Source organism: Streptomyces sp. NPDC004732 (assembly GCF_040609235.1).
Lineage (GTDB): Bacteria > Actinomycetota > Actinomycetes > Streptomycetales > Streptomycetaceae > Streptomyces.
Map to the genome: position 1 here is coordinate 438,763 of NZ_JBEXJR010000003.1, position 18,530 is coordinate 457,292.

Consider the following 18,530-nt stretch of genomic DNA (forward strand, 5'->3'; position numbering starts at 1 on the left):
TCGGCACTCCACTAACTCGACGCCCGCGCCCGCAGCGCGTCGACGGCGATGCGGGCGGCCGTGCCGATCACGGCGTCGGCCGCGGGCAGGATCGCCGCGGTGCCTGCGGCGCGGGTGAAGACGGCCACGGCGTAGCGGCCGCCGTCGGGGTATTCGACGACGCCCACCTCGTTGCGCAGCGTCGGCAGGCTGCCGGTCTTGCCCGCGACGTGGACGTCGTCGAAGGGGAAGCCCGACGCCATCCGGTGCGGCCAGACCTGCAGGCCGAGGAGGCGGCGGAGCGCGGCACCGTGCTCGGGGGGGCAGGCCTCGTCACGCCAGACGGCGGCGAGCAGCCGGGTCATGTCGCGCGGGGTGCTGCGGTTGCTGCGGGCGGGGTCGAGCGCCCGCAGCCGTGCGATGACGTGGGGATCGGTCAGCGCCTGCGCGCCGCCGGGGCCCGCGTCCTCCTTCATCGTGGCGAGGAGTTCGCTGAAGGTGTGCCTGGCGTGCGTGCGGTCCAGGCCGAGCGCGGCGGTGGTGGCGTTGACGGCGTCCAGGCCGACGCGTGCCAGGAGGAGGTCGGCGGCGGTGTTGTCGCTGACGGCCATCATCAGGAAGGCGATGTCGCGCAGGGACATCCGGACGGGGTCGAGCATCGCGGAGAGCCCGGTGGGACCCGGCGTGCGCAGGTCGGCCGGGCACTCGACCTGTTCGGTGAGGTCCAACTCCCCGGCCGCGGCCCGCTGGTGGAGGGTGACGAGCAGGCACAGCTTGTGCACGCTGGCGGTGACGACCGGCTGGTCGGCACCGGCATCGACCTCCGCCCCCGAGTCGATGTCGACGGCGTGCAGACGGCCCGTGACACCGGCTTCGGCGAAGGCTCCGCGCAGGAGGCCGAGAGGGTTGCTCACAGGTAGTACTCCGCTGCCGGGCGCAGATGGACGGGGCGCGAGGGCAGGTCGGTGGTCACCGCGGCAGTTTTCCACATGGCATGGGTGGTGGCGTCGGCGAAGGCGGTGACGGCGGCGTCGCTGTGCCCCTGCGGCCAGGCCACCGAGTGGCGCAGGGCCAGGGGCGCTCCCGCCAGCGGGCGCCAGACGATCTCCGGGTCGTCGGCGGCCGCGTCGGCGGAGCGTGCCTCGCGCGGCCGGAAGGCCACGGAGTTGGCGGAGCGGATGAGGCCGCGGATGAAGCTGGGGCCCTGGCCGTGCCGGATGGCGGCGGGCGTGTAGCCGTTGCGGGCGCAGGTGGTGAGCAGGTCGTCGTGCAGGGCAGGGGCGTTGGCGCGCGGGAAGAGGATCAGGTCGTGGTCGCCGAGGGAGCCGAGCGGCACCTCGTCGAAGGCGGCGGCGGGCGCGTCGCGCGGCAGCAGCACGCCCAGCTCGCGCCGGAGGACCGGACCGAGGCCCAGGCCCGTGACGTCGCAGGGGTGGTGGATGAGCCCGACGTCGAGGTCGTGCGAGGCGAACCGGGCGAGCTGCTCCGAGGTGGACAGTTCGTGCAGCTCCAGCTCCACGTCCGCGTGGCGCCGCTGGAAGTCGGCCAGGATCTCGGCGACGGTCTCGCCCGCGATGTCGGGCGGCAGCGCGGCGCGCAGCAGTCCGGCGTCGCCGTCCCGGATGCGGCGGCTGGTGGCCATCAGGGCCTCGGAGCGGGCCAGGAGCTCACGGGCCTCGTCGAGGAGGAGCAGCCCGCCCTTGGTGATCGTCACCTGGCGGCTGTTGCGCTCGAAGAGCCGGACCCCGAGCTCGCGCTCAAGCCGCTGGATGCGCTGCGACAGCGGTGGCTGGGCCGTGCCGAGACGGGCGGCGGCACGGCCGAAATGTGACTCTTCTGCAACAGCCACAAAGCACCGGAGATGCAGTATCAGGTCCACGAGCAGCAACGATATCCCAGATGCATCATTACGCACTCCATATCCATCTTGGACATATGCAGCACGGAGCTGCTCTCCTCTGGCAATGAACAGGACATTGCGGCACATAGCCGTCTTCTGCGGGGTCCTCGTGCTGTCCTTGCTGGTACGGGCCACGTGGGTGCAGTTCGCCCGGGGTGACAGCCTCGCCGACCACGCGAAGAACCGGCGGGTGCAGATCGACACGTTCAGCAGTCCGCGCGGCGACATCGTCGTCGGCGGGAAGGCGATCACCGGGTCCGTGGCGACGCCGGGTTCGGACCTCAAGTACAAACGCACGTTCAAGGAAGGACCGATGTACGCGCCGGTCACCGGGTACTTCTCCCAGGCCCAGGGCGCGACGTTCCTCGAAGGCGTCGAGAACGACGTGCTGAGCGGCAAGGACAGCAGACTGCTCGGCAATCCCCTGTCCGTGCTGACCAGGGAGAAGCCGCGCCCCGGCGACGTCGTCACCACCATCGACCCCAAGGCGCAGAAGGCCGCCTACAAGGGGCTGACGGATCTCGACGCCAAGGGCGCGGTGGTCGCCCTCGATCCGCGCACCGGCAAGATCCTCGCGATGGCGAGCACCCCCTCGTACGACCCCTCCGTCTTCGCCGGTATCTCCGGGAAGGAGAGCAAGGCGTTCAAGGAGCTCGACGAGCGCAAGGACAAGCCGCTGAACAACCGGGCGACGCGCGAGACCTATCCGCCCGGCTCGACGTTCAAGGTCCTCACCGCGGCCGCCGCCCTGGAGCACGGCACCGTGACCGACATCGACGCCCCGTCCGGCGCCCCGGCCCCCTACCGGCTGCCGCTCAGCAGCACGGAGATCGGCAACGTCGTGCCCGACGCGCAGTGCGACAAGGTGTCGATGAAGACCGGCATGCAGTGGTCGTGCAACAACGTCTTCCTCGACGCGGCGCTGAAGACGGGCAAGGACAAGATGCGGGAGACGGCGGAGAAGTTCGGGTTCAACAAGGAGCAGTTCACACCCGTGCGTTCGGCGGCGAGCGCCTATCCCGAGCGGCTGGACAAGCCGCAGACCGCGCTGACCGGCATGGGCCAGGGCAGCGTGACCAGCACACCCCTGCAGATGGCCATGACCGTCGCCGGGCTCGCCAACGACGGCAAGGTGATGAAGCCGTACATGGTGGACGAGCTCCGCGGCCCCGACCTGGCGCTGATCGAGAAGGCCGAGCCCGAGGTGCTCGACCGGGCCGTCTCCGTGGACACCGCCAAGAAGGTGCAGGCCATGATGGAGCACACGGTGACCGAAGGCACGGCGGACAAGGTGCGGATGGAGGGCGTCACCGTGGGCGGCAAGCCGGGCACCGCGCAGCACGGCGCGAACGTCCGGGACGAGCGCCCGTACGCCTGGTTCGTCTCGTACGCCAAGCAGCAGGACGGCACTTCACCGGTGGCGGTCGCGGTGCTCGTCGACCCCGAGGACATGGACATCTCGCGCTCCGAGATCGCGGGCGGCCGCCTGGGGGCGCCGATCGCGAAGGCGGTCATGGAGGCGGTGCTCAAGCGCTGACAGCGGGCCGACAGCTCCGGTCCGGTCCGCGCCGGTCCGCGCCGGTCCGGTCCGCGCCGGTCCCGTCAGGACCTCAACTCCCCCTCGGGCGAGCCCTGTTCTCGACCACGGACGGGCCGTGGCCGGGACGCCGCGGGTGACAGTCGCGGTCTGACGCACCATGATGGGTGCGTCATGAAGACTTCGGGACCGGTGCTTCGCTCCCGGCCGCGCGGCCCGCACATGGCCGCCGCGCGGCCGGGAGCGTCGGCATGGCCGACGACGGCGATGCGGCCGGGCGCGACGGCGCGTCAGGCGGCACGGCCCGTCGTCCTCTCCCTGGCGAGCACCCTCTTCGCCGTCGCCACGTACCACTTCGTGTTCGGCCCCATGCTCGGCCCGACACCTTCGTGGGACGCCAGGACGGCCGCTGCCGCGGTCCTGTTCCACGCCTCGCTGTCGCTCCGCCTCGCCCTGCCGCAGGACGGCGGCCGCACCCGGTGGACCGCAACGCAGTGGGCCGCCACCCGGTGGGACTCCCTCCGCGGCGGCCGGAGCCCCGTCCCGGCTCCCGCCTCACGTCCGCCGAACCCGCTCGGCGGCTCCCTGGCACGGCTGCTGCGCCTCCTCCAGGCGTTCCTCACCCGGCTGCTGCGCCCGTTCCGCGCGCCGCTGCCCCTCGCACCGCCCGGCCCGGCTTCAGCACGCCGCCCCGGACGTCCGGCCCACGCGCCTTCGCTCCCCCTCCTCCTCGCGGACGCGGTGGTACGGCGGGGTCCCCCGGCCCACCCGCAGCTCACCGTCTGACCCGGACCGCGGCGTGTCCACCGCGCGGGCCGAGACGGACGGGAGCAGCTCCGGCCTGCCGACTCCGCACGTTCCGCTGCTGATTTTCGGTGCCGCCCCGAGCCGTGTCCGCACCACTGACACCGCGCGCGTACGGCGCCAGGAGGGACCTCCATGTCCAAGACCGTCGTCGTCATCGGCGCGGGCCCGTACGGCCTGTCCGCCGCCGCACACCTGCGGGCGCGCGGCATCCCCGTGCGCGTCTTCGGTGCCCCCGTGGCGAGCTGGGCCCGGCGCATGCCCGCCGGGATGCTCCTGCGGACGCCGCCCGCCGCCACCGAGCTTGCGACCCCGCGCGAGGGCTTCACGCTGCACGACTACTGCCGCGACGCCGGGGAGCGCAGGCTCGACACCCACGACCAGGTGCCCGTCGGGCTGTTCCTCCGGTACGGAAGGTGGTTCCGGGACCGGCTGGTGCCCCGCGTCGAGGACGAGCGGGTGGCCGCGGTCGACCGGGGCCCGGACGGCTTCCGCGTCAAGCTGTCGTCGGGCGAGGTGCTCAGGGCCGGGGCCGTCGTCGTGGCCACCGGGCTCACCGGCTTCGCGCATCTGCCCGCGCCCCTCGCGGCGGCGGCGTCCGGCGGACCGTCGGCGCTCGGCCTGATCTCGCACAGCTCGCAGCAGACCGATCCGAGCAGCTTCGCCGGGCGCACCGTGACCGTCGTCGGAGCCGGTCAGTCCGCGCTGGAGAGCGCCGCTCTGCTGCATGAGGCGGGCGCCGACGTGCAGGTGGTGACGCGCGGTTCACGGGTCCGGTTCGACGCGCCGCCGTCGTCGGGGCCGCACTGGCGGCCCGAGACCCCGGCGGGCCGCTCCTGGGCCATGTACGGCCTCACCCGCCAGCCCGCCGCGTTCCGGAAGCTGCCCTCGGCGGCCAGGCTCCGTCTTGCCGAGCGGGCGTTGCGCCCCGCCGGGGCGTGGTGGCTGAAGGAACGGTTCGAGGGCAGAGTGCCCGTCCTCGCACAGCAGCAGATCACGGCGGCGGAGACGTACGGCGGCGGGATCACCCTGCGGACGACGACGCCGGACGGACGTACCCACACCGTCGAGTCCGAGCACGTCCTGGCCGCCACGGGCTACCGCATCCAGCTCGAGGCCCTGGACTTCCTCTCCCCCGAGCTCCGCGCGGACCTGATACGCATCGGCGGATTCCCCGTCCTGGACAAGGGGTTCTCCTCCAGCGTGCCGGGGCTGTACTTCACCGGCCCTTCGGCGGTCGCGACCTACGGCCCCGCCATGCGCCTGGTCAGCGGCACCCGGTTCGCGGGGCCCCGGCTGACGAAGTCCGTGGCCGCGTGGTGCGACGAGTGAACGCGCCGCGGCACCGCGCGGTCCGCTCTCACCTCGGTACGAGCAGGGCGACGAGCCGCTCGGTCTGTGCACGGGGGTCGGGCGCACCGGCCCAGCCCCCGGTCATCAGGAGGTGGTGGACGGTGCCGACCAGGGCGAGCGCCGTCGTGGCGGTGTCGGTGCCGGCCGGCACCCGGCCGAGCCGCAGTTCGGCGTCGAGGTAGTCGGTGAGCGCGTCCTGGATCGCGCCGAAGCCGGGGGATCCCTCCGCCATCGCGTCGCGGATCTGCTGGGAGGTGGCGTTGCTGGTCATGGCGAGGCCGACGACCCTGGGGTCGAGGGAGTCCAGGAGCCCGAGCGCGACGCCGGTCAGGTTCGCCGCCACGGTGTCCTGACCCGCCCGCCCGGGGAGCCCCTGGGCGTGGGCCGCGGTGCGCGCGAGCCTGTCGAGCACGAGCTCGGCGACGAATGCGTCCACGCCCCCGAAATGCGTGTGCAGCACCCCCTTGGCGCAGCCCGCCTCACTGGTGACGGCCCGGCTGGTGAGGGCCGCGGCGCCCGCACGGGCGACGATCCGCTCTGCAGCGTCGAACAGCCGCTCGCGAAGATCGGGGATCGCTACTCCGCGCGGTGACATGACGTTCTCCTCGACATCGACAACAAGGCATCCGGGGTTGACCCGTTGCAAGTATGGGCGCTCGCCCATACTGTTTGGGCGAGCGCCCATACTAACTGCGACGGGCGCTCCATTCGCCATGCATCAGGGGGCACGAAGTGCAGAACGTCATCAACACCGAACAGGCGCAGGCATGGAACGGTTACGAGGGAGAGCACTGGGCCCGCAACCAGGACCGCTGGGACGCGGTGAACGCCGGATTCAACTCCCCGCTCCTGGACGCCGCTTCGGTCGGGCAGAACGACCGCGTCCTGGACATCGGCTGCGGCGCGGGGCAGACGACCAGGCTGGCCGCGCGCCGGGCGAGCAACGGCCATGCGCTGGGCCTCGACCTGTCGGCGCCCATGCTGGCCGAGGCGCGCCACGCCGCCCGCAGGGAAGGCCCGGACAACGTCGACTTCACGCAGGGCGACGCCCAGGTCCACCCCTTCGACCCGGGCGCGTACGACGTCGCGATCAGCCGCTACGGCGTGCTGTTCTTCGCGGATCCGGTGGCCGGGTTCGGCAACATCGCGCGTGCGCTGCGCCCCGGCGGGCGCGCGGCGTTCGTCTGCGGCGCGTACCCCGAGGGCAATGAGTGGCTGCAGGCCTTCGCCGCGCTGCGCGACCTGCTCCCCATCGGCGGCTTCGGCGCGCCCGGCGGATCGGGCATGTTCTCCCTCGCGGACGTCGACAGGACCTGCGAGGTGCTGTCCGCCGCCGGGTTCGAGGACATCGGGGCCACGCGCGTGGAGACGTACGGGACATGGGGCCGGGACGCGGCCGACGCCGCCGGGTTCCTCCTCGACTCCGGTCCCGGGCGCCATCTGACGAGCCAGGTCACCCCCGAGGTACGGGGCCGGGCACGCGAACGGCTGACGGAGATCCTGCGCCCCCACGAGGCCGACGGCGCCCTGCGGCTGCGCAGCACGGCGCTGTTGGTGACGGCGAGCGGCGCGCCGACGGGGTGAGCGCGGCAGGCGGCCGACCGGGGTACCCGAACACCCCGCCGCCGACGATCGCTACGATGCGCTGCGATGAGACAGTCGCAGTGGACCCGCGCCTCCCGGCACGCCTTGTGCCGCGCCGCGTCGGCCGCTGCGCTCGTCGCCCTCGTCACCACGTTGTTCATGTGTCTCGGTCCCGTCGCTCCCGACGGCGGCCACGAAGGCACCGGGCACGCGGCGGCGGTCGCCCTGACACTGTCATCGGACGACCACGCGTCTCCCGTGGAAGGCTCCGACTGCCCGCCCGACGAGGAGTGTTGCGCACCCTCCGCCCACGGCGTACGAGCGGTGCCCGGCCCGGCCGGACCGTCCCTGTCGGCCTTCCACCACCAAGCGCCCTACCCCCAGGCGCTGTCGGCGCCCGGCCCCGCGGTCGAGCAGCCCTCGACCCGCGGCTCTCCCGACCTCCACATGCTCCAGGTGCAGCGGACCTAGGCGGACCCCGGCAGGGCGGGCCCGCGGATGCGGCCTGCCCCGCGCACACGGCGTCCACCGACACAGACACCGCCACCACCGCCGCGCCCCCGTGCGGCGGGGACAGGAACACCCATGGCCAAGGCCAAGTCCGGCAATCCGAACAAGCCGAGCAAGAAGGCGGTCGCCGCCGCGCGCAAAGCCCGAGTCGAGGCGATGCAGCGCGCGGAGCAGGCCCGCGAGCGGCGCAACCGCATCATCACCGTCTCGGTGAGCACGGTGATCGTGGCCTCGCTCATCGGCTTCGGCGCGTACGCCATCAACCGGGCCAACGACAAGGAGGAGCAGAACACCGCGGCCGCGAAGAAGCCCGTGCGGGGCGAGAAGACGTGGGACGCCAAGAAGCTGGGCCGCAATCACGTCGAGAAGGCCGTCGACTACCCGATGACGCCGCCGGTCGGCGGCGACCACAGCCAGGCCTGGATGACGTGCGAGGCCAAGGTCTACAAGAAGGCCATACCGAACGAGAACGCCGTGCACTCCCTCGAACACGGCGCGGTCTGGGTCACGTACAACAAGAAGGCCCCCGCCGCCGACGTCAAGAAGCTGAGTGACAAGGTCTCGAAGACCTCGTACAGCCTGATGAGCCCGGTCGAACAGCAGCGGAGCCCGATCATGCTGTCGGCCTGGGGACACCAGCTGACCGTCGACAGCGCCGCCGACCCGCGGGTCGCGGAGTTCTTCAGCAAGTACGTGCAGGGCCCGCAGACTCCGGAGCCGGGCGCCGCGTGCGCCGGAGGGATCGAGTCCGCGTGATCCGGGCCCGGTCGGCGCGCGGGCCGAATGCCGCGCGCCGGCCGGACCCGGGACGCCGTCAGGTCAGGCCGCTGCCGGTTGGACCTCCGGCGACGCGGGAGTCAGCCGTCCCGCGCGGTGCAGCCCGTACAGGGCCCCCGAGCAGCCGAGGCCGAGGAGGAGCAGCGCCAGCCATGGCAGCGCCGACATCCCGGCCTCGCGCGCCGCGTCCAGGGCGACTCCCGTCAGCAGGTTGCCGAGGGTGATGCCGACACCGCAGATGGTGTTGTAGAGGCCGTAATGGGTGGCGACCAGCCGGTCCTCCGCCAGCCGGACGATGGTGTCCATCTCGAAGGGGTACGCGATCATCGTGCCCAGCGCGAGCAGCAGCGCGGCCAGCATCGGCGGGACGGCGGCGAGCAGCCACCGCCCGGCTCCCCCGCCCGGCACCGGCAGGGCCGTCGCCGCGATGAGCGGCACGAAGGCCAGCCCCATGCTCAACAGGCCCCAGGCCAGGGCCCGTCCCGGCGCCAGCCGCTCCTTGCACCAGGCCGTCACGCGGGTCTGCCCGAGGATGGTCGTGAGGCCGGACACCGCGAAGAGCAGCGCGACGGCGAAGGTGCCGAAGTCGCCGTCGCCGCCCAGGCGTCGCACCTCCAGGGGCAGTGCCAGATAGACCTGGAAGGTCAGGACGTACGAGCCGATCATGGCGGTCGAGAAGAGCAGGAAGGCACGGTTGCGGATGATGCTCCGCCACTGGGCGAGCACGCCTTCACCGGAACCGTCGTGCTTGCCGCCCTCCGCGTCCGCTCCCCTTCGCGCGGGCAGCGAGCGGATCTGTACGACGCTCAGGAGCGCGAAGATCACCGCCGAGACGAGACAGGTGATCCGGAAGTCGACGCCGGTCAGCAGCATGCCCACGAGCGGGCCCAGCAGGATGCCTGCCTGGTAGAAGACGTTGAACAACGCGAAGGCCTCGACCCGGCGCTCCCCGGCGTCGGCGGCGAGGTAGGCCCGCACCGCGGGGTTGAACAGCGCGCCCGCGAATCCGGTGGCCGCGGAGGCGACGAGCAGCGCCGGTACCGAGTCGACGAGGCCGAGGGTGGCGAATCCGATGGTGCGCAGGACGCACCCCGCGACGATCAGCGGCTTGTAGCCGAACCGGTCGGCGAGAGTGCCGCCGACGAGGAACATGCCCTGCTGGCTGAAGTTGCGTACGCCGAGGACGAGTCCGACGAGCCAGCCCGCGAGGCCGAGCGTGCCGGACAGATGCTGGGCGAGGTACGGCATCAGCATGTAGAAGCCGAGGTTGATGGTGAACTGGTTGGCCAAGAGCAGCTGGACGCTGCGGTCGTAGGAACGGAACTGCGTCAGGGTCGTCTTCACCGCGCCTCACCTTCGGGCCGGGCTGAACGGTTTTCGTCGGGGGCGGAGTTGCCCAGGGGATCGTGGACGGTGGTGCAGCGGGTCCAGCGGGTGACCTCCTTCTCGTCGGGGCGGTCGACCACGTCGGGTTCGGAGGCCGGGGACCCGCCGAGGAGTCCGTGCCGGGCGCAGTACGCGTCGTCGTAGACGGTCTCCAGATAGCGCTGCGGGCCGTCGGGGAAGACGGCGACGATGCGGGTGTCGCGCGGGAGCGTCCGGGCGAGCCAGCCCGCCACCAGTGCGACCGAGCCGACGCTCCAGCCGCCGGTCGCGTAGTGCGAGGTCGCCAACTGCCTGCAGGCCCAGACCGATTCGGCCGGTGACACCCAGTGGACCTCGCTGAAGTTCTCGTACGCGACGTTGCGCGGGTAGATGCTCGATCCCAGGCCGCGCATGAGCCTGGGCCGGGCGGGCTGGCCGAAGATGGTCGAGCCGACGGTGTCCACGCCGACGAGGCGCAGCCCGGGGTAGAGCTGACGCAGGACGCGGGAGATGCCCGCCGAGTGACCGCCGGTGCCGACGCTGCACACCAGGACGTCGATGTGGCCCAGCTGCCTGGCGAGTTCGAGGGCCAGCGGGGTGTAGGCGGCGACGTTGTCGGGGTTGCCGTACTGGTCGGGGCACCACGAGCCGGGGTGCGCCGCGAGGAGTTCGGCGACGCGGTCGCGGCGGGCCTGCTGCCAGCCTCCGGCCGGGTCGGGTTCGGGCACCATGTCGACGGTCGCCCCGTGGGCGGCGAGCAGCCGGGTCATGGACGGCTCCAGGCCAGGGTCGGTGACCAGGGTGACCGGGTGCCCGTGGACCGTACCGGCCAGCGCGAGGCCGAGGCCGAGCGTGCCGCTGGTCGACTCGACGATGCGGCACCTCGGCCGCAACTCGCCGCGCGCACGGGCGCGTTCGACCATGTGCAGCCCCGGGCGGTCCTTGATGCCACCGGGATTGAAGCCCTCCAGCTTGGCCCAGAAGCCCCGGCCGGGCGGGGCGAGGGGGTGGGAGACATGGAGGACGGGGGTGTTGCCGACGAGGCCGGAAAGGGTGGATCCGCCGGGGAGGGTGGATCCGGCAGGGGCGGTATGCGTGAAGTGGGCGGAGTCGTGCGCGATCGGAGAATGCATCTCTTCGCTTCTTCGCTCTCGTTCGGGGGGTGGACGCGTACGGGGATCGCGACGGGCCCCTATATGCGCCATGTGCAGAGCGAGTTGAGGGCGGCCCTGCCACCGCACGGGTCTCTTCCTCGCGCGACGCCCAGGGGTCGCGCCGCCGAGGCACGCACCGCATGCACGGCCGGTGCGGTGGTGGGCACGGGCGCGAGGAGACGTACGGACGACTGCGCGACGGAGCCGGACCCGGAACCGGGTCCTGAACCGAGCTCGTGGCAGTGCTCGGGAGAAGCGGGCGCGTCGGCCATCTGAAGTGCCGACGGCGCGTGCGGCCCTTCCTGGCCGTGGTGATGGCCGCCGAAGCACATGAGCACCGCGGCGAGCAGCAGGACGTACAACAGATTGCGGACAAAGAGCCGAGGCAGCACAGATCCTCCGCGCGACAACTGCCCGGCGGTGGCATGCGGACGGCACGCGTACGGGACGCGCGGCGCTGACACCTATGGCCGGGACGAGGACAGACCGGTCAGGGAACCGGTCGGTCTACACGCGCAGGATCGTGGTGTCGGCCGCGTGCGCTATCGGCACGACGAAGTCGCGGCCCGCGACGCGCTGGGCGCCCGCAGGCACGGGCACACCGTCCAGCCACGCCGAACCCAGCGGCGAGAGGCAGGGCAGGTCGACGTCGGGCCCCTGCGGGGGCTGCCCCAGGGCGCACTCCTCGACGGTGTGCGACTGGGGGTGATCGTGCGAATGGCCACCCGGCGCTTCAGCCGCATGGGCCACGCCGACCGCTGGATCCGCCGCCACGACACCGCTCACGGCCCCGATGTGCCGACTCGTCGCCTCGGGGCTGGCCGCATGCGCGAACACCAGCCCGAAAAGGAAGAGACCCAGCCCCAGAACCCGCAACAGAGCCGCTGTCGAGCGGCTCCCGCGCGTACCGAAAGGAGACCAGGCCGTCATCACCCCGTGATCGTAGCCCGGCGACAAGGCGCTCGCGGCTTCCGACGTCCAACACGGCTGAAGATCGAGGGTCTTGGGTCCTGAAGTCTCCAAGGGCACCCCGTCGAGGCGGGCTCGATCGCTACGCGCGAGACGGGCCCTACGTGAGGCCCTTGATCCCGGCGATCACGGTGTCGAGCATCCGGTCGAACTCCGCCAGGGAGCCGAAGTCGGCCATGAGAGGGGCGAGCGCGGCCATGGCCGGAAACTCGGCGGTGTCGAACGCGGGCACGGCACCGACGCCTTCGCTGGTGCGCGCCAGCAGGTGACCGTTGAGGAAGCTGAACAGCACCATGGGCGCATCCGCGACCGCCCGGTCGGGCAGACCGGCCTCGCGCATCGCGGTGACCAGTTCCTCCAGGGCGGAGACGGCCACCGGCGAGGTCTGGGCGCGCGTCACCAGCAGCGGGAACACCCGGGGATGCCGATAGGCCAACACGCGGTAGGCGTGCGCCGTCCGGCGGGCGACGTCCTCCCAGCCGCGGGGCGCCTCGCCGTCCGCGACAACCACCACCTCGGCGAGCACCGCCTCGGACATCGCGTCCAGCAGCGCCGCCTTGCCCTTGATGTGGTGGTAGATCGACATCGGGTCGACCCCGAGCTCCACAGCGAGCCGTCGCACCCCGAAGCGCTCCAGGCCGTCGCGGTCGACCAGCGCGACGGCAGCGGCGGCGATGCGCTCGTGATCGAGCCCCGCCGAGGTGCCCTGAGTACGTCTGGCCACAGCCACTCCTGCCTTTCCCGGTTCGCCTGCCCTTCCTTGCCAAACCTACACCGTAGAAATTATGGTGCGGAGCCAAAACCTACGGCGTAGGTTTCAAGTCGGCTTCAAGTCGGCTTTCAAGTCACCTGCAAATCAAGGAGGAGACATGCGTGAGGTCACTGCCGTCGAGCGGCCGGCGGAGCCGGACTGGGCGACGCTGACGGCCGAGGAACTGGTCGCCTACCGCGACGCGGAGAACCGCTTCCGGGCGTCCGGCGCGGCACGGGCGCTCCTGGGGCAACCGGATCCCGGCGCCACGATCACCTGGCAGGAGGTGCCGCTGCCCGGCCGCAAGCTGCCGGTCCGGGTGTACCGGCCGGACCCGGCGCGCGACGGCGAGGACAAGGGCGACGACGAGGGCGGCGATCAGACCGAGCTGCTACCCCTCGTACTCCACGTACACGGAGGCAGTTTCGTCGGCACGGCGGTGCAGTGCGACTGGGCGAACAGTCATCTCGCCGCCCACCTGCCCGCGCTCGTCGTCTCGGTCGAGCACCGCCTCGTCGCCCCGGAGAATCCGCTGTCGGATGCCGTCGACGACGGCTGGGACGTGCTCCGGCACGTGGTCCGGCATGCCGCGGAGTGGGGCGTCGACCCGACGCGCACGGCCGTCTTCGGCGAGAGCTGCGGCGCGCTGATCAGTGCCCTGGCAGCGATCCGGGCCAGTGAGGCAGGCCTGCGGCTCAGGGCGCAGGTGCTGGTCAACCCCGCCGTCGACGTCTCCGGGACGATGTTCGACTACGCCTCGATCGACGAGTACGGGTACAGCCCGACCCCCGCCGTTCCTCAACTGCGCCTCTTCCAGCGGCTGTCCGTCCCGCCGGGAACGGACGCCCGTGCGCTCTCGCCGCTGTACGCCGACAGCCTGGGCGGACTGGCCCCCGCGCTCGTGGTGGTACCGACCAAGGACGCGGTTGCCGATCACGGCCGCAGCTACGCCGAACGGCTGCGGTCGGCCGGGACGCCGGTACGGCTCACCGAGTACCCCGGAGCCCGGCACGCGTTCCTCACCCTGCCGGGCGTGGAGCCCCAGGCCGAGGCAGCACGGGCGGAGATCCTGGCCTTCCTCCGAACCGCCCTCACCGCGTGATCGCCCTCACCACGTGGCTGCCCTCACCACGTGACTGCCCTCACTCACCGCATGACGGAAAGGAGAAAGCACTCCGATGACGAAGACACGCCATCAGCGCTGGACAATCGGCGCGATGTACACGGGCCTTGGGCTCACGGCCGCCGCGACGGCCCTCCCCTACGCCGACCGTGCCACCAGCCATCTGCTCGCCGACCACATCCGGGCGGGCTATCCCACGTACACCCCGGCGGAGGTCGACTCGGCCGTCACCACCTATCTGGTCCTGCTGTCCGCCATCGGAGTGCTCGGCGTCATCGGCTGGCTCTGGACGACCTGGGCCGTCAAGGCGGGCAAGTCGTGGGCCCGTCCTGCCACGACCGCGATGTCCTTGCTCAGCGCGAGCGTCGGACTGACCGGGCTGCTCACGATGGACACCTCCGGCGAGACCGGTCTGCCACCGGCGCTGGGGTGGGCCGGGATGGCTCCCACCCTGGCGGCCCTCCTGGCGGTCACGCTCCTGTGGCGGCGCCCGCGAGATTCGGGGCGGGCGTCCGAACCCACGCTCCCGTCAATCCGCGCCCGGTAGGGCCCGTTCGAGGAGGACCTCCGCCGCCGCCCGCGCGTACCGGCCGTAGTCCGCGTCGTCCAGCACCATGGCGCGACTGGCCGCCCCGTCCGCGAGGGTGACCAGCTGTTCGGCGAGCGCGGCGGGCTCCTGGCAGCCCAGCTCCGTCACCAGCGCAGTGACCAGTTCAACCATCCGCAGCTTCTGTTCGCGGGCGTAGGAGTGGACCGCGCTCTTCGGGTCGGGGAACTCGGCGGCGGCATCGATGAAGGGGCACCCCCGCACCGGGACCGCGTCCGCCGCGGGCTGGTCGAACAGTCGCAGGATCCGCTCCCGCGGGGGGATGTCCTCGCGCGTCAGCACGCCTTCCAGGGTCGCGCCGGACGACGCGAGGTTCGCCAGGTGGGCGAGGACCAGATCGTTCTTGGTCCGGAAGTGCGCGTAGAGCGTCCGCTTGGACACCGGCGCCTGGTCCGCGACCTGTTCCATGCCGGTCGCGTTGATCCCCTGGGCCGCGAACAGCTGGGCGGCGGCGGCCAGGATGCGCTCCCGGCCCCCACGTCCTCGCTGCTGAGGTGCGGTCGTCGTCGTGGCCATGGCGCAAGTATACGTCTGCGTTTACTTCAGAGGGTTCGGCTCGCTACGATCACCCCCAGGTAAACGCTCCCGTTTACTTCCGCCATCGCCGAGGAGTGCACCATGAGAAGCCGAATCCCCACCGAACTGAGCGGCTGCGCCGAGAAACTCATACGCGGCCGTCACGCGACCCGCGCGTTCCGCCCGGAGGCTGTGCCCGCGGAGACGATGCGCGCGATCTTCTCGCTGGCGGGCGCCGCGCCGTCCAACTCCAATACGCAGCCGTGGCAGGTGGAGGTGGTGAGCGGCGCGGCGCGCGAGCGACTGGCGACGGCCCTGCTGGCGGCTCACGCCGAGCGGCACACCTCGGTGGACCTCCCGTACTCCGAGGACATGTACGCGCAGGTGCACCGGGCGCGCCGGGCCGCGTTCGGCGCCGAGCTGTACGGAGCGCTGGGCATCGCGCCCGACGACCACGCGGCACGTGCGGCCTACGACGCGGAGAGCCTGCGCTTCTACGGCGCACCGCACGCCGCGTTCCTCTTCGTCGACGGTGACGGCGCGGCACGGCCCGCCGCCGACGTCGGCGCGTACATGCAGACACTGCTCCTGGCGATGACCGCGTACGGCGTGGACAGTTGCCCGCAGGGACTGCTGAGCTTCTACGCCGACACCGTCCGGGACGAGCTCGGCGTCACCGGAGGAAAGCTGCTCGTGGGCATCTCGTTCGGTTACGCCGACGAGAGCGCGCCAGTGAACCGGGTGACGACCGGGCGCGCCGCGCTGGGCGCGACCACGGCCTTCCACGACTAGGCGGCAACCAGGCGGTTTCATCATGGTGGCCGGCCGCCCTGCGCACCGTTGGACTTCGGCCCCGCGGGACGGATGAGGTAAGAAGACACCCGTGACCGAACCACCCCAGACCGCCACCCAGCACGCGTTCATCGCCCTCGCACCGCCCGACGACGCGAAGAACGAGCTGGCGCACGCCCTGGGTCCCGCCTACGCCGCCCACCCCGACCTGCGCTGGAACCGCATAGAGGACTGGCACGTCACCCTGGCCTTCCTGGGCGAACTGCCGGTGCCGATCGTCAAGCGGCTTCGTGCACCCCTCGCCGACCTGGCAGCTGCCCGACCTCCTCTCCGACTGGCGCTGCTCGGTGGCGGGCACTTCGACGAGCGCGTGCTGTGGAGCGGCATCGAGGGCGATCTCGAAGGACTGCACGAGCTGGCCGAAGCGGTACGTGCGCGGGTCAGGGACTGCGGCATCGTTTTCGCCGAGCGTCCGTTGCGCCCCCACCTCACGCTGGCCCGCGCGCGCCGCTACGACACCGCGTCCGTAGCGGCGGCGGCCGCCTGCCTGGACGGCTTCACCGGACGCTCCTGGCAGACCGAGCGCCTCCACCTGGTCGGCAGCACGGTAAGCGGCCACCTGGGCCCGCGGCGCTATCAGGACATCGACGCATGGTCCCTTGCCGCCGGTCACCAGCAAAGGCGGCCAAACCGGCCAAAGGGGACCCGATCCGAAGCCGCCACCGACTGCTCTGCATGATCATGATCACCAGGACGACTCGGTCGAGCAGAAGAACCCCTTGACGGGACGTTACCAAGGGTCCTGCCTGCAACGCCGGGTGCCTGGGACCGGGCAGGTGGCACTCTGGAGACACACCGTGAGGGCGCGGGCGGGGGAGGCCAAGTGGTCAGTACCGCAAGGGCATGGAAAGCCGACGGAGCTGTCGGCAGGTGGAATCAGCCGGCTCCCAGACTCCTTGGGTACCTCGTGTGAGCCCCCGAGACCGTAAGCCGGGTCCGTTTACACAGATGAACGCCCGGGCGTCGGGGCGCGCACAGATCATCCAGGTCGCCGGGGACTACCATCCCGCAATCGGCGACGGCGGCGCGGCCGGCGGGCCCGCCGGCGTGTCACTGCCGCCCGTACCGGGTGGGCTCGTGGGCCGGGACGTTCAGGTGGCAAGCCTCCTGCGCCTGCTGGACCCCCGCGAGCACGCCCGCGCCCAACACGGTGGCCACAACGGCATGAGCGGGAACATGGGCACGGCTGCGGTCGTGGCCGTGTCGGGGTTGCCCGGAGCCGGCAAGACGGCACCTGCCCTGCACGTGGCCCAAGAGGCCTTGAACCGAGGCTGGTTCACCGGCGGCGCGCTGTTCGTGGCTCTCCGCGGCTACGACCCGGCCGGGCAGGTCGGCGCCGCGCAGGCCTTGAGCCTGCTGCTGCGTGGCCTGGGCGTGCCGACGGTCGACCTCCAGCCGACGCTCGACGAGCGCAGCGTGCTGTTCCGAACGGAACTCCACAACCGTGCCGCCCAAAGCCGACCGGTCCTCATCGTGGCGGACGACGCGGCGTCCATCGACCAGGTCCTGCCCCTCGTGCCGCCCGGAGGCGGACACCGCCTCCTGCTCACCTCCCGTCTCAGCCTCTCCTCACCGGCGCTGGCCGCGGCGCTCTTCACCCTGGACCAATTGCCTCCCGGGCCCGCGGCCTCCGTGATCACGAACGCCCTTGCCCGGGCCCGCCCCGACGACAGGCGTCCGGACAGCTCTCCCGGCGATCTGCGCCGGGTCGTCGAGTACTGCGCGGGCGGCGTTCAACCTCTCCTACCGGCGGCTCACCGGGGAACAGGCCCGTGCCTTCACGCTGTGCGGGCTCAATCCCGGCCCGGAGATCTCCACGGAAGCCGCTGCGGCACTCCTCGACGGTCCGGCGCGTCAGGTTCTGGCCGCCTTGGGCCGTGCTCATCTGGTGACCGAGACGGCAGATGGCTCCGACCGCTGGCGAATGCACGACCTGATCAAACTCTTTGCCCGGGAACTGGGCCAGCCGGTCACGACAACGGCAGGGGCGCCGAGGGAAGGCGGCGGGGCCTAGGAGGGCGGAGAGGCGGGAGAGCAGCAGAAAGCCATCGTTTATCAAAGCGGTCGCATAGTTTTCGCGGTACCAAATGAAACGTCGCCGATAACCTGTCGCCGTGTCAACGGTACGGGCATACGCACGGAAACCTTGCCCCATGACGCAAAGCCCGTGACCAAAAGGGCAACTCCTCTTGCCCGCCCGGTTATCCCGGTCCGCCCGAGCAGGCGAACGGCCCGGTTCCGGCCGTGCGATGCACGGCCGGAACCGGGCCGTCACATGGCCTGCGTCAGCAGAGCGAGCAGGTCGTGCACGTGCGGAAACAGGACTCCTCGCCGGAGATCGCGCCTGCGGCGCCGTCCTGGGCGGTGTCCTGGATCGCGGTCTCGGTGAGGTCGATGTCAAAGAGGTCCTGAGTCATGCTTTCGGGCATGGGAATTCCTTCCAGTGGAACCTGTGAAACCGAACGAATCGCCACCCTCGGGTGACGAGATCGGAATCTAGGTACGGATAGCGGACGGAGTCAAGGGGTTACGGGTGAGGGGGCAACTGGGTAGTGTGACGCCATTCCCTGAGAGGGGAATTGGGGTTTCTTAACTCAGTTTTATGGGCCATCCAGTAAGGGGGCAGTTGCACAGATGCGGCGTAACCAAAGCGCGGAACCAGTGTTCCGCTGCGCGGACGGAGTGCTTCTGAGAGCGCCGCTCCTGGCACGGCCGAGAGCCCGTACGACCTGGCACGATGCGGCCCAAC

At 71.5% G+C, this 18,530-nt stretch carries 21 protein-coding genes; 10 read left to right on the top strand and 11 right to left on the bottom strand.

Going from position 1 to position 18,530, the window contains the following annotated elements; translation table 11 throughout:
• Positions 1-11 precede the first annotated feature (11 nt).
• Both ABZV77_RS11040 and ABZV77_RS11045 read right to left on the bottom strand, forming a co-directional pair.
• The gene (locus tag ABZV77_RS11040; RefSeq protein WP_356253461.1) at positions 12-893 is read right to left on the bottom strand and encodes a serine hydrolase; all 882 of its coding nucleotides are present in this window, start codon (positions 891-893) and stop codon (positions 12-14) included.
• Complete coding sequence (locus ABZV77_RS11045) at positions 890-1,858, bottom strand: LysR substrate-binding domain-containing protein (RefSeq protein ID WP_356253464.1); 969 nt, start codon at positions 1,856-1,858, stop codon at positions 890-892. The genes ABZV77_RS11040 and ABZV77_RS11045 overlap by 4 nt, the downstream gene beginning before the upstream one ends.
• A gap of 85 nt (positions 1,859-1,943) precedes the next feature.
• Here ABZV77_RS11045 and ABZV77_RS11050 point away from each other — a divergent pair, with 85 nt between their 5' ends.
• From ABZV77_RS11050 to ABZV77_RS11060, 3 genes are all read left to right on the top strand, one after another.
• The gene (locus tag ABZV77_RS11050) at positions 1,944-3,416 is read left to right on the top strand and encodes a penicillin-binding protein 2 (RefSeq protein ID WP_356253466.1); all 1,473 of its coding nucleotides are present in this window, start codon (positions 1,944-1,946) and stop codon (positions 3,414-3,416) included.
• A 174-nt stretch (positions 3,417-3,590) separates the two neighbouring features.
• Positions 3,591-4,202: a hypothetical protein gene (locus ABZV77_RS11055; RefSeq protein WP_356253469.1), complete on the top strand. Its 612-nt coding sequence runs from the start codon at positions 3,591-3,593 to the stop codon at positions 4,200-4,202.
• A 153-nt stretch (positions 4,203-4,355) separates the two neighbouring features.
• Entirely contained in the window at positions 4,356-5,552 is a 1,197-nt protein-coding gene (locus ABZV77_RS11060) for an NAD(P)-binding domain-containing protein (RefSeq protein WP_356253471.1), read from the top strand.
• A 28-nt stretch (positions 5,553-5,580) separates the two neighbouring features.
• On the opposite strand, the gene ABZV77_RS11065 is transcribed toward ABZV77_RS11060, so the two are convergent.
• Positions 5,581-6,168 carry a TetR/AcrR family transcriptional regulator gene (locus ABZV77_RS11065; RefSeq protein ID WP_356253473.1) on the bottom strand — a complete coding sequence of 196 codons (588 nt, stop codon included), beginning with the start codon at positions 6,166-6,168 and terminating at the stop codon, positions 5,581-5,583.
• 137 nt (positions 6,169-6,305) lie between these two features.
• Here ABZV77_RS11065 and ABZV77_RS11070 point away from each other — a divergent pair, with 137 nt between their 5' ends.
• From ABZV77_RS11070 to ABZV77_RS11080, 3 genes are all read left to right on the top strand, one after another.
• Positions 6,306-7,157 (top strand): class I SAM-dependent methyltransferase, encoded by an 852-nt coding sequence (locus ABZV77_RS11070; protein ID WP_356253476.1) that lies wholly within the window; start codon positions 6,306-6,308, stop codon positions 7,155-7,157.
• A 66-nt stretch (positions 7,158-7,223) separates the two neighbouring features.
• Positions 7,224-7,628, top strand: a complete 405-nt coding sequence (locus ABZV77_RS11075) for a hypothetical protein (protein ID WP_356253479.1) — start codon at positions 7,224-7,226, stop codon at positions 7,626-7,628.
• Positions 7,629-7,742: 114 nt separating this feature from the next.
• Entirely contained in the window at positions 7,743-8,423 is a 681-nt protein-coding gene (locus ABZV77_RS11080) for a DUF3105 domain-containing protein (protein ID WP_356253481.1), read from the top strand.
• 63 nt (positions 8,424-8,486) lie between these two features.
• On the opposite strand, the gene ABZV77_RS11085 is transcribed toward ABZV77_RS11080, so the two are convergent.
• The 5 genes from ABZV77_RS11085 to ABZV77_RS11105 form a co-directional block, all read right to left on the bottom strand.
• Positions 8,487-9,788 (bottom strand): MFS transporter, encoded by a 1,302-nt coding sequence (locus ABZV77_RS11085; RefSeq protein WP_356253484.1) that lies wholly within the window; start codon positions 9,786-9,788, stop codon positions 8,487-8,489.
• Positions 9,785-10,942 carry a PLP-dependent cysteine synthase family protein gene (locus tag ABZV77_RS11090; RefSeq protein ID WP_356253486.1) on the bottom strand — a complete coding sequence of 386 codons (1,158 nt, stop codon included), beginning with the start codon at positions 10,940-10,942 and terminating at the stop codon, positions 9,785-9,787. Before ABZV77_RS11090 ends, ABZV77_RS11085 begins: the two co-directional genes overlap by 4 nt.
• 59 nt (positions 10,943-11,001) lie before the next feature.
• On the bottom strand, positions 11,002-11,355 hold the full coding sequence (locus ABZV77_RS11095) for a hypothetical protein (protein WP_356253489.1): 354 nt from the start codon (positions 11,353-11,355) through the stop codon (positions 11,002-11,004).
• 115 nt (positions 11,356-11,470) lie between these two features.
• Positions 11,471-11,749 carry a hypothetical protein gene (locus tag ABZV77_RS11100; RefSeq protein ID WP_356253492.1) on the bottom strand — a complete coding sequence of 93 codons (279 nt, stop codon included), beginning with the start codon at positions 11,747-11,749 and terminating at the stop codon, positions 11,471-11,473.
• Between the two features lie 283 nt (positions 11,750-12,032).
• Positions 12,033-12,656, bottom strand: a complete 624-nt coding sequence (locus ABZV77_RS11105; protein WP_356253495.1) for a TetR/AcrR family transcriptional regulator C-terminal domain-containing protein — start codon at positions 12,654-12,656, stop codon at positions 12,033-12,035.
• 145 nt (positions 12,657-12,801) lie between these two features.
• Between ABZV77_RS11105 and ABZV77_RS11110 the strand changes: the two genes are divergently transcribed.
• Both ABZV77_RS11110 and ABZV77_RS11115 read left to right on the top strand, forming a co-directional pair.
• Complete coding sequence (locus ABZV77_RS11110) at positions 12,802-13,785, top strand: alpha/beta hydrolase (protein ID WP_356253498.1); 984 nt, start codon at positions 12,802-12,804, stop codon at positions 13,783-13,785.
• 76 nt (positions 13,786-13,861) lie between these two features.
• Positions 13,862-14,353 (top strand): hypothetical protein, encoded by a 492-nt coding sequence (locus tag ABZV77_RS11115; protein ID WP_356253501.1) that lies wholly within the window; start codon positions 13,862-13,864, stop codon positions 14,351-14,353.
• On the opposite strand, the gene ABZV77_RS11120 is transcribed toward ABZV77_RS11115, so the two are convergent.
• Positions 14,336-14,929 (bottom strand): TetR family transcriptional regulator, encoded by a 594-nt coding sequence (locus ABZV77_RS11120; protein ID WP_356253504.1) that lies wholly within the window; start codon positions 14,927-14,929, stop codon positions 14,336-14,338. The genes ABZV77_RS11115 and ABZV77_RS11120 overlap by 18 nt on opposite strands.
• A gap of 102 nt (positions 14,930-15,031) precedes the next feature.
• Between ABZV77_RS11120 and ABZV77_RS11125 the strand changes: the two genes are divergently transcribed.
• Positions 15,032-15,721 (top strand): nitroreductase, encoded by a 690-nt coding sequence (locus tag ABZV77_RS11125; RefSeq protein WP_356253507.1) that lies wholly within the window; start codon positions 15,032-15,034, stop codon positions 15,719-15,721.
• Between the two features lie 91 nt (positions 15,722-15,812).
• Positions 15,813-16,460: an RNA 2',3'-cyclic phosphodiesterase gene (thpR, locus tag ABZV77_RS11130; RefSeq protein ID WP_356253510.1), complete on the top strand. Its 648-nt coding sequence runs from the start codon at positions 15,813-15,815 to the stop codon at positions 16,458-16,460.
• A 371-nt stretch (positions 16,461-16,831) separates the two neighbouring features.
• Here the strand turns inward: thpR and ABZV77_RS11135 are convergent, their stop codons facing one another.
• Both ABZV77_RS11135 and ABZV77_RS11140 read right to left on the bottom strand, forming a co-directional pair.
• Positions 16,832-17,317 (bottom strand): hypothetical protein, encoded by a 486-nt coding sequence (locus tag ABZV77_RS11135; protein WP_356253513.1) that lies wholly within the window; start codon positions 17,315-17,317, stop codon positions 16,832-16,834.
• 749 nt (positions 17,318-18,066) lie between these two features.
• Complete coding sequence (locus ABZV77_RS11140; protein ID WP_356253516.1) at positions 18,067-18,210, bottom strand: hypothetical protein; 144 nt, start codon at positions 18,208-18,210, stop codon at positions 18,067-18,069.
• Between the last annotated feature and the right edge of the window lie 320 nt (positions 18,211-18,530).

What these genes read in the sequence shown, in the direction of transcription:
- ABZV77_RS11050 (WP_356253466.1), top strand. Translation starts at nt 1,944, where the DNA reads ATGAACAGGACATTGCGGCACATAGCCGTCTTCTGCGGGGTCCTCGTG.
- ABZV77_RS11055 (WP_356253469.1), top strand. Translation starts at nt 3,591, where the DNA reads ATGAAGACTTCGGGACCGGTGCTTCGCTCCCGGCCGCGCGGCCCGCAC.
- ABZV77_RS11060 (WP_356253471.1), top strand. Translation starts at nt 4,356, where the DNA reads ATGTCCAAGACCGTCGTCGTCATCGGCGCGGGCCCGTACGGCCTGTCC.
- ABZV77_RS11065 (WP_356253473.1), bottom strand. Translation starts at nt 6,168, where the DNA reads ATGTCACCGCGCGGAGTAGCGATCCCCGATCTTCGCGAGCGGCTGTTC.
- ABZV77_RS11075 (WP_356253479.1), top strand. Translation starts at nt 7,224, where the DNA reads ATGAGACAGTCGCAGTGGACCCGCGCCTCCCGGCACGCCTTGTGCCGC.
- ABZV77_RS11080 (WP_356253481.1), top strand. Translation starts at nt 7,743, where the DNA reads ATGGCCAAGGCCAAGTCCGGCAATCCGAACAAGCCGAGCAAGAAGGCG.
- ABZV77_RS11090 (WP_356253486.1), bottom strand. Translation starts at nt 10,942, where the DNA reads ATGCATTCTCCGATCGCGCACGACTCCGCCCACTTCACGCATACCGCC.
- ABZV77_RS11110 (WP_356253498.1), top strand. Translation starts at nt 12,802, where the DNA reads ATGCGTGAGGTCACTGCCGTCGAGCGGCCGGCGGAGCCGGACTGGGCG.
- ABZV77_RS11115 (WP_356253501.1), top strand. Translation starts at nt 13,862, where the DNA reads ATGACGAAGACACGCCATCAGCGCTGGACAATCGGCGCGATGTACACG.
- ABZV77_RS11120 (WP_356253504.1), bottom strand. Translation starts at nt 14,929, where the DNA reads ATGGCCACGACGACGACCGCACCTCAGCAGCGAGGACGTGGGGGCCGG.
- ABZV77_RS11125 (WP_356253507.1), top strand. Translation starts at nt 15,032, where the DNA reads ATGAGAAGCCGAATCCCCACCGAACTGAGCGGCTGCGCCGAGAAACTC.
- ABZV77_RS11140 (WP_356253516.1), bottom strand. Translation starts at nt 18,210, where the DNA reads ATGCCCGAAAGCATGACTCAGGACCTCTTTGACATCGACCTCACCGAG.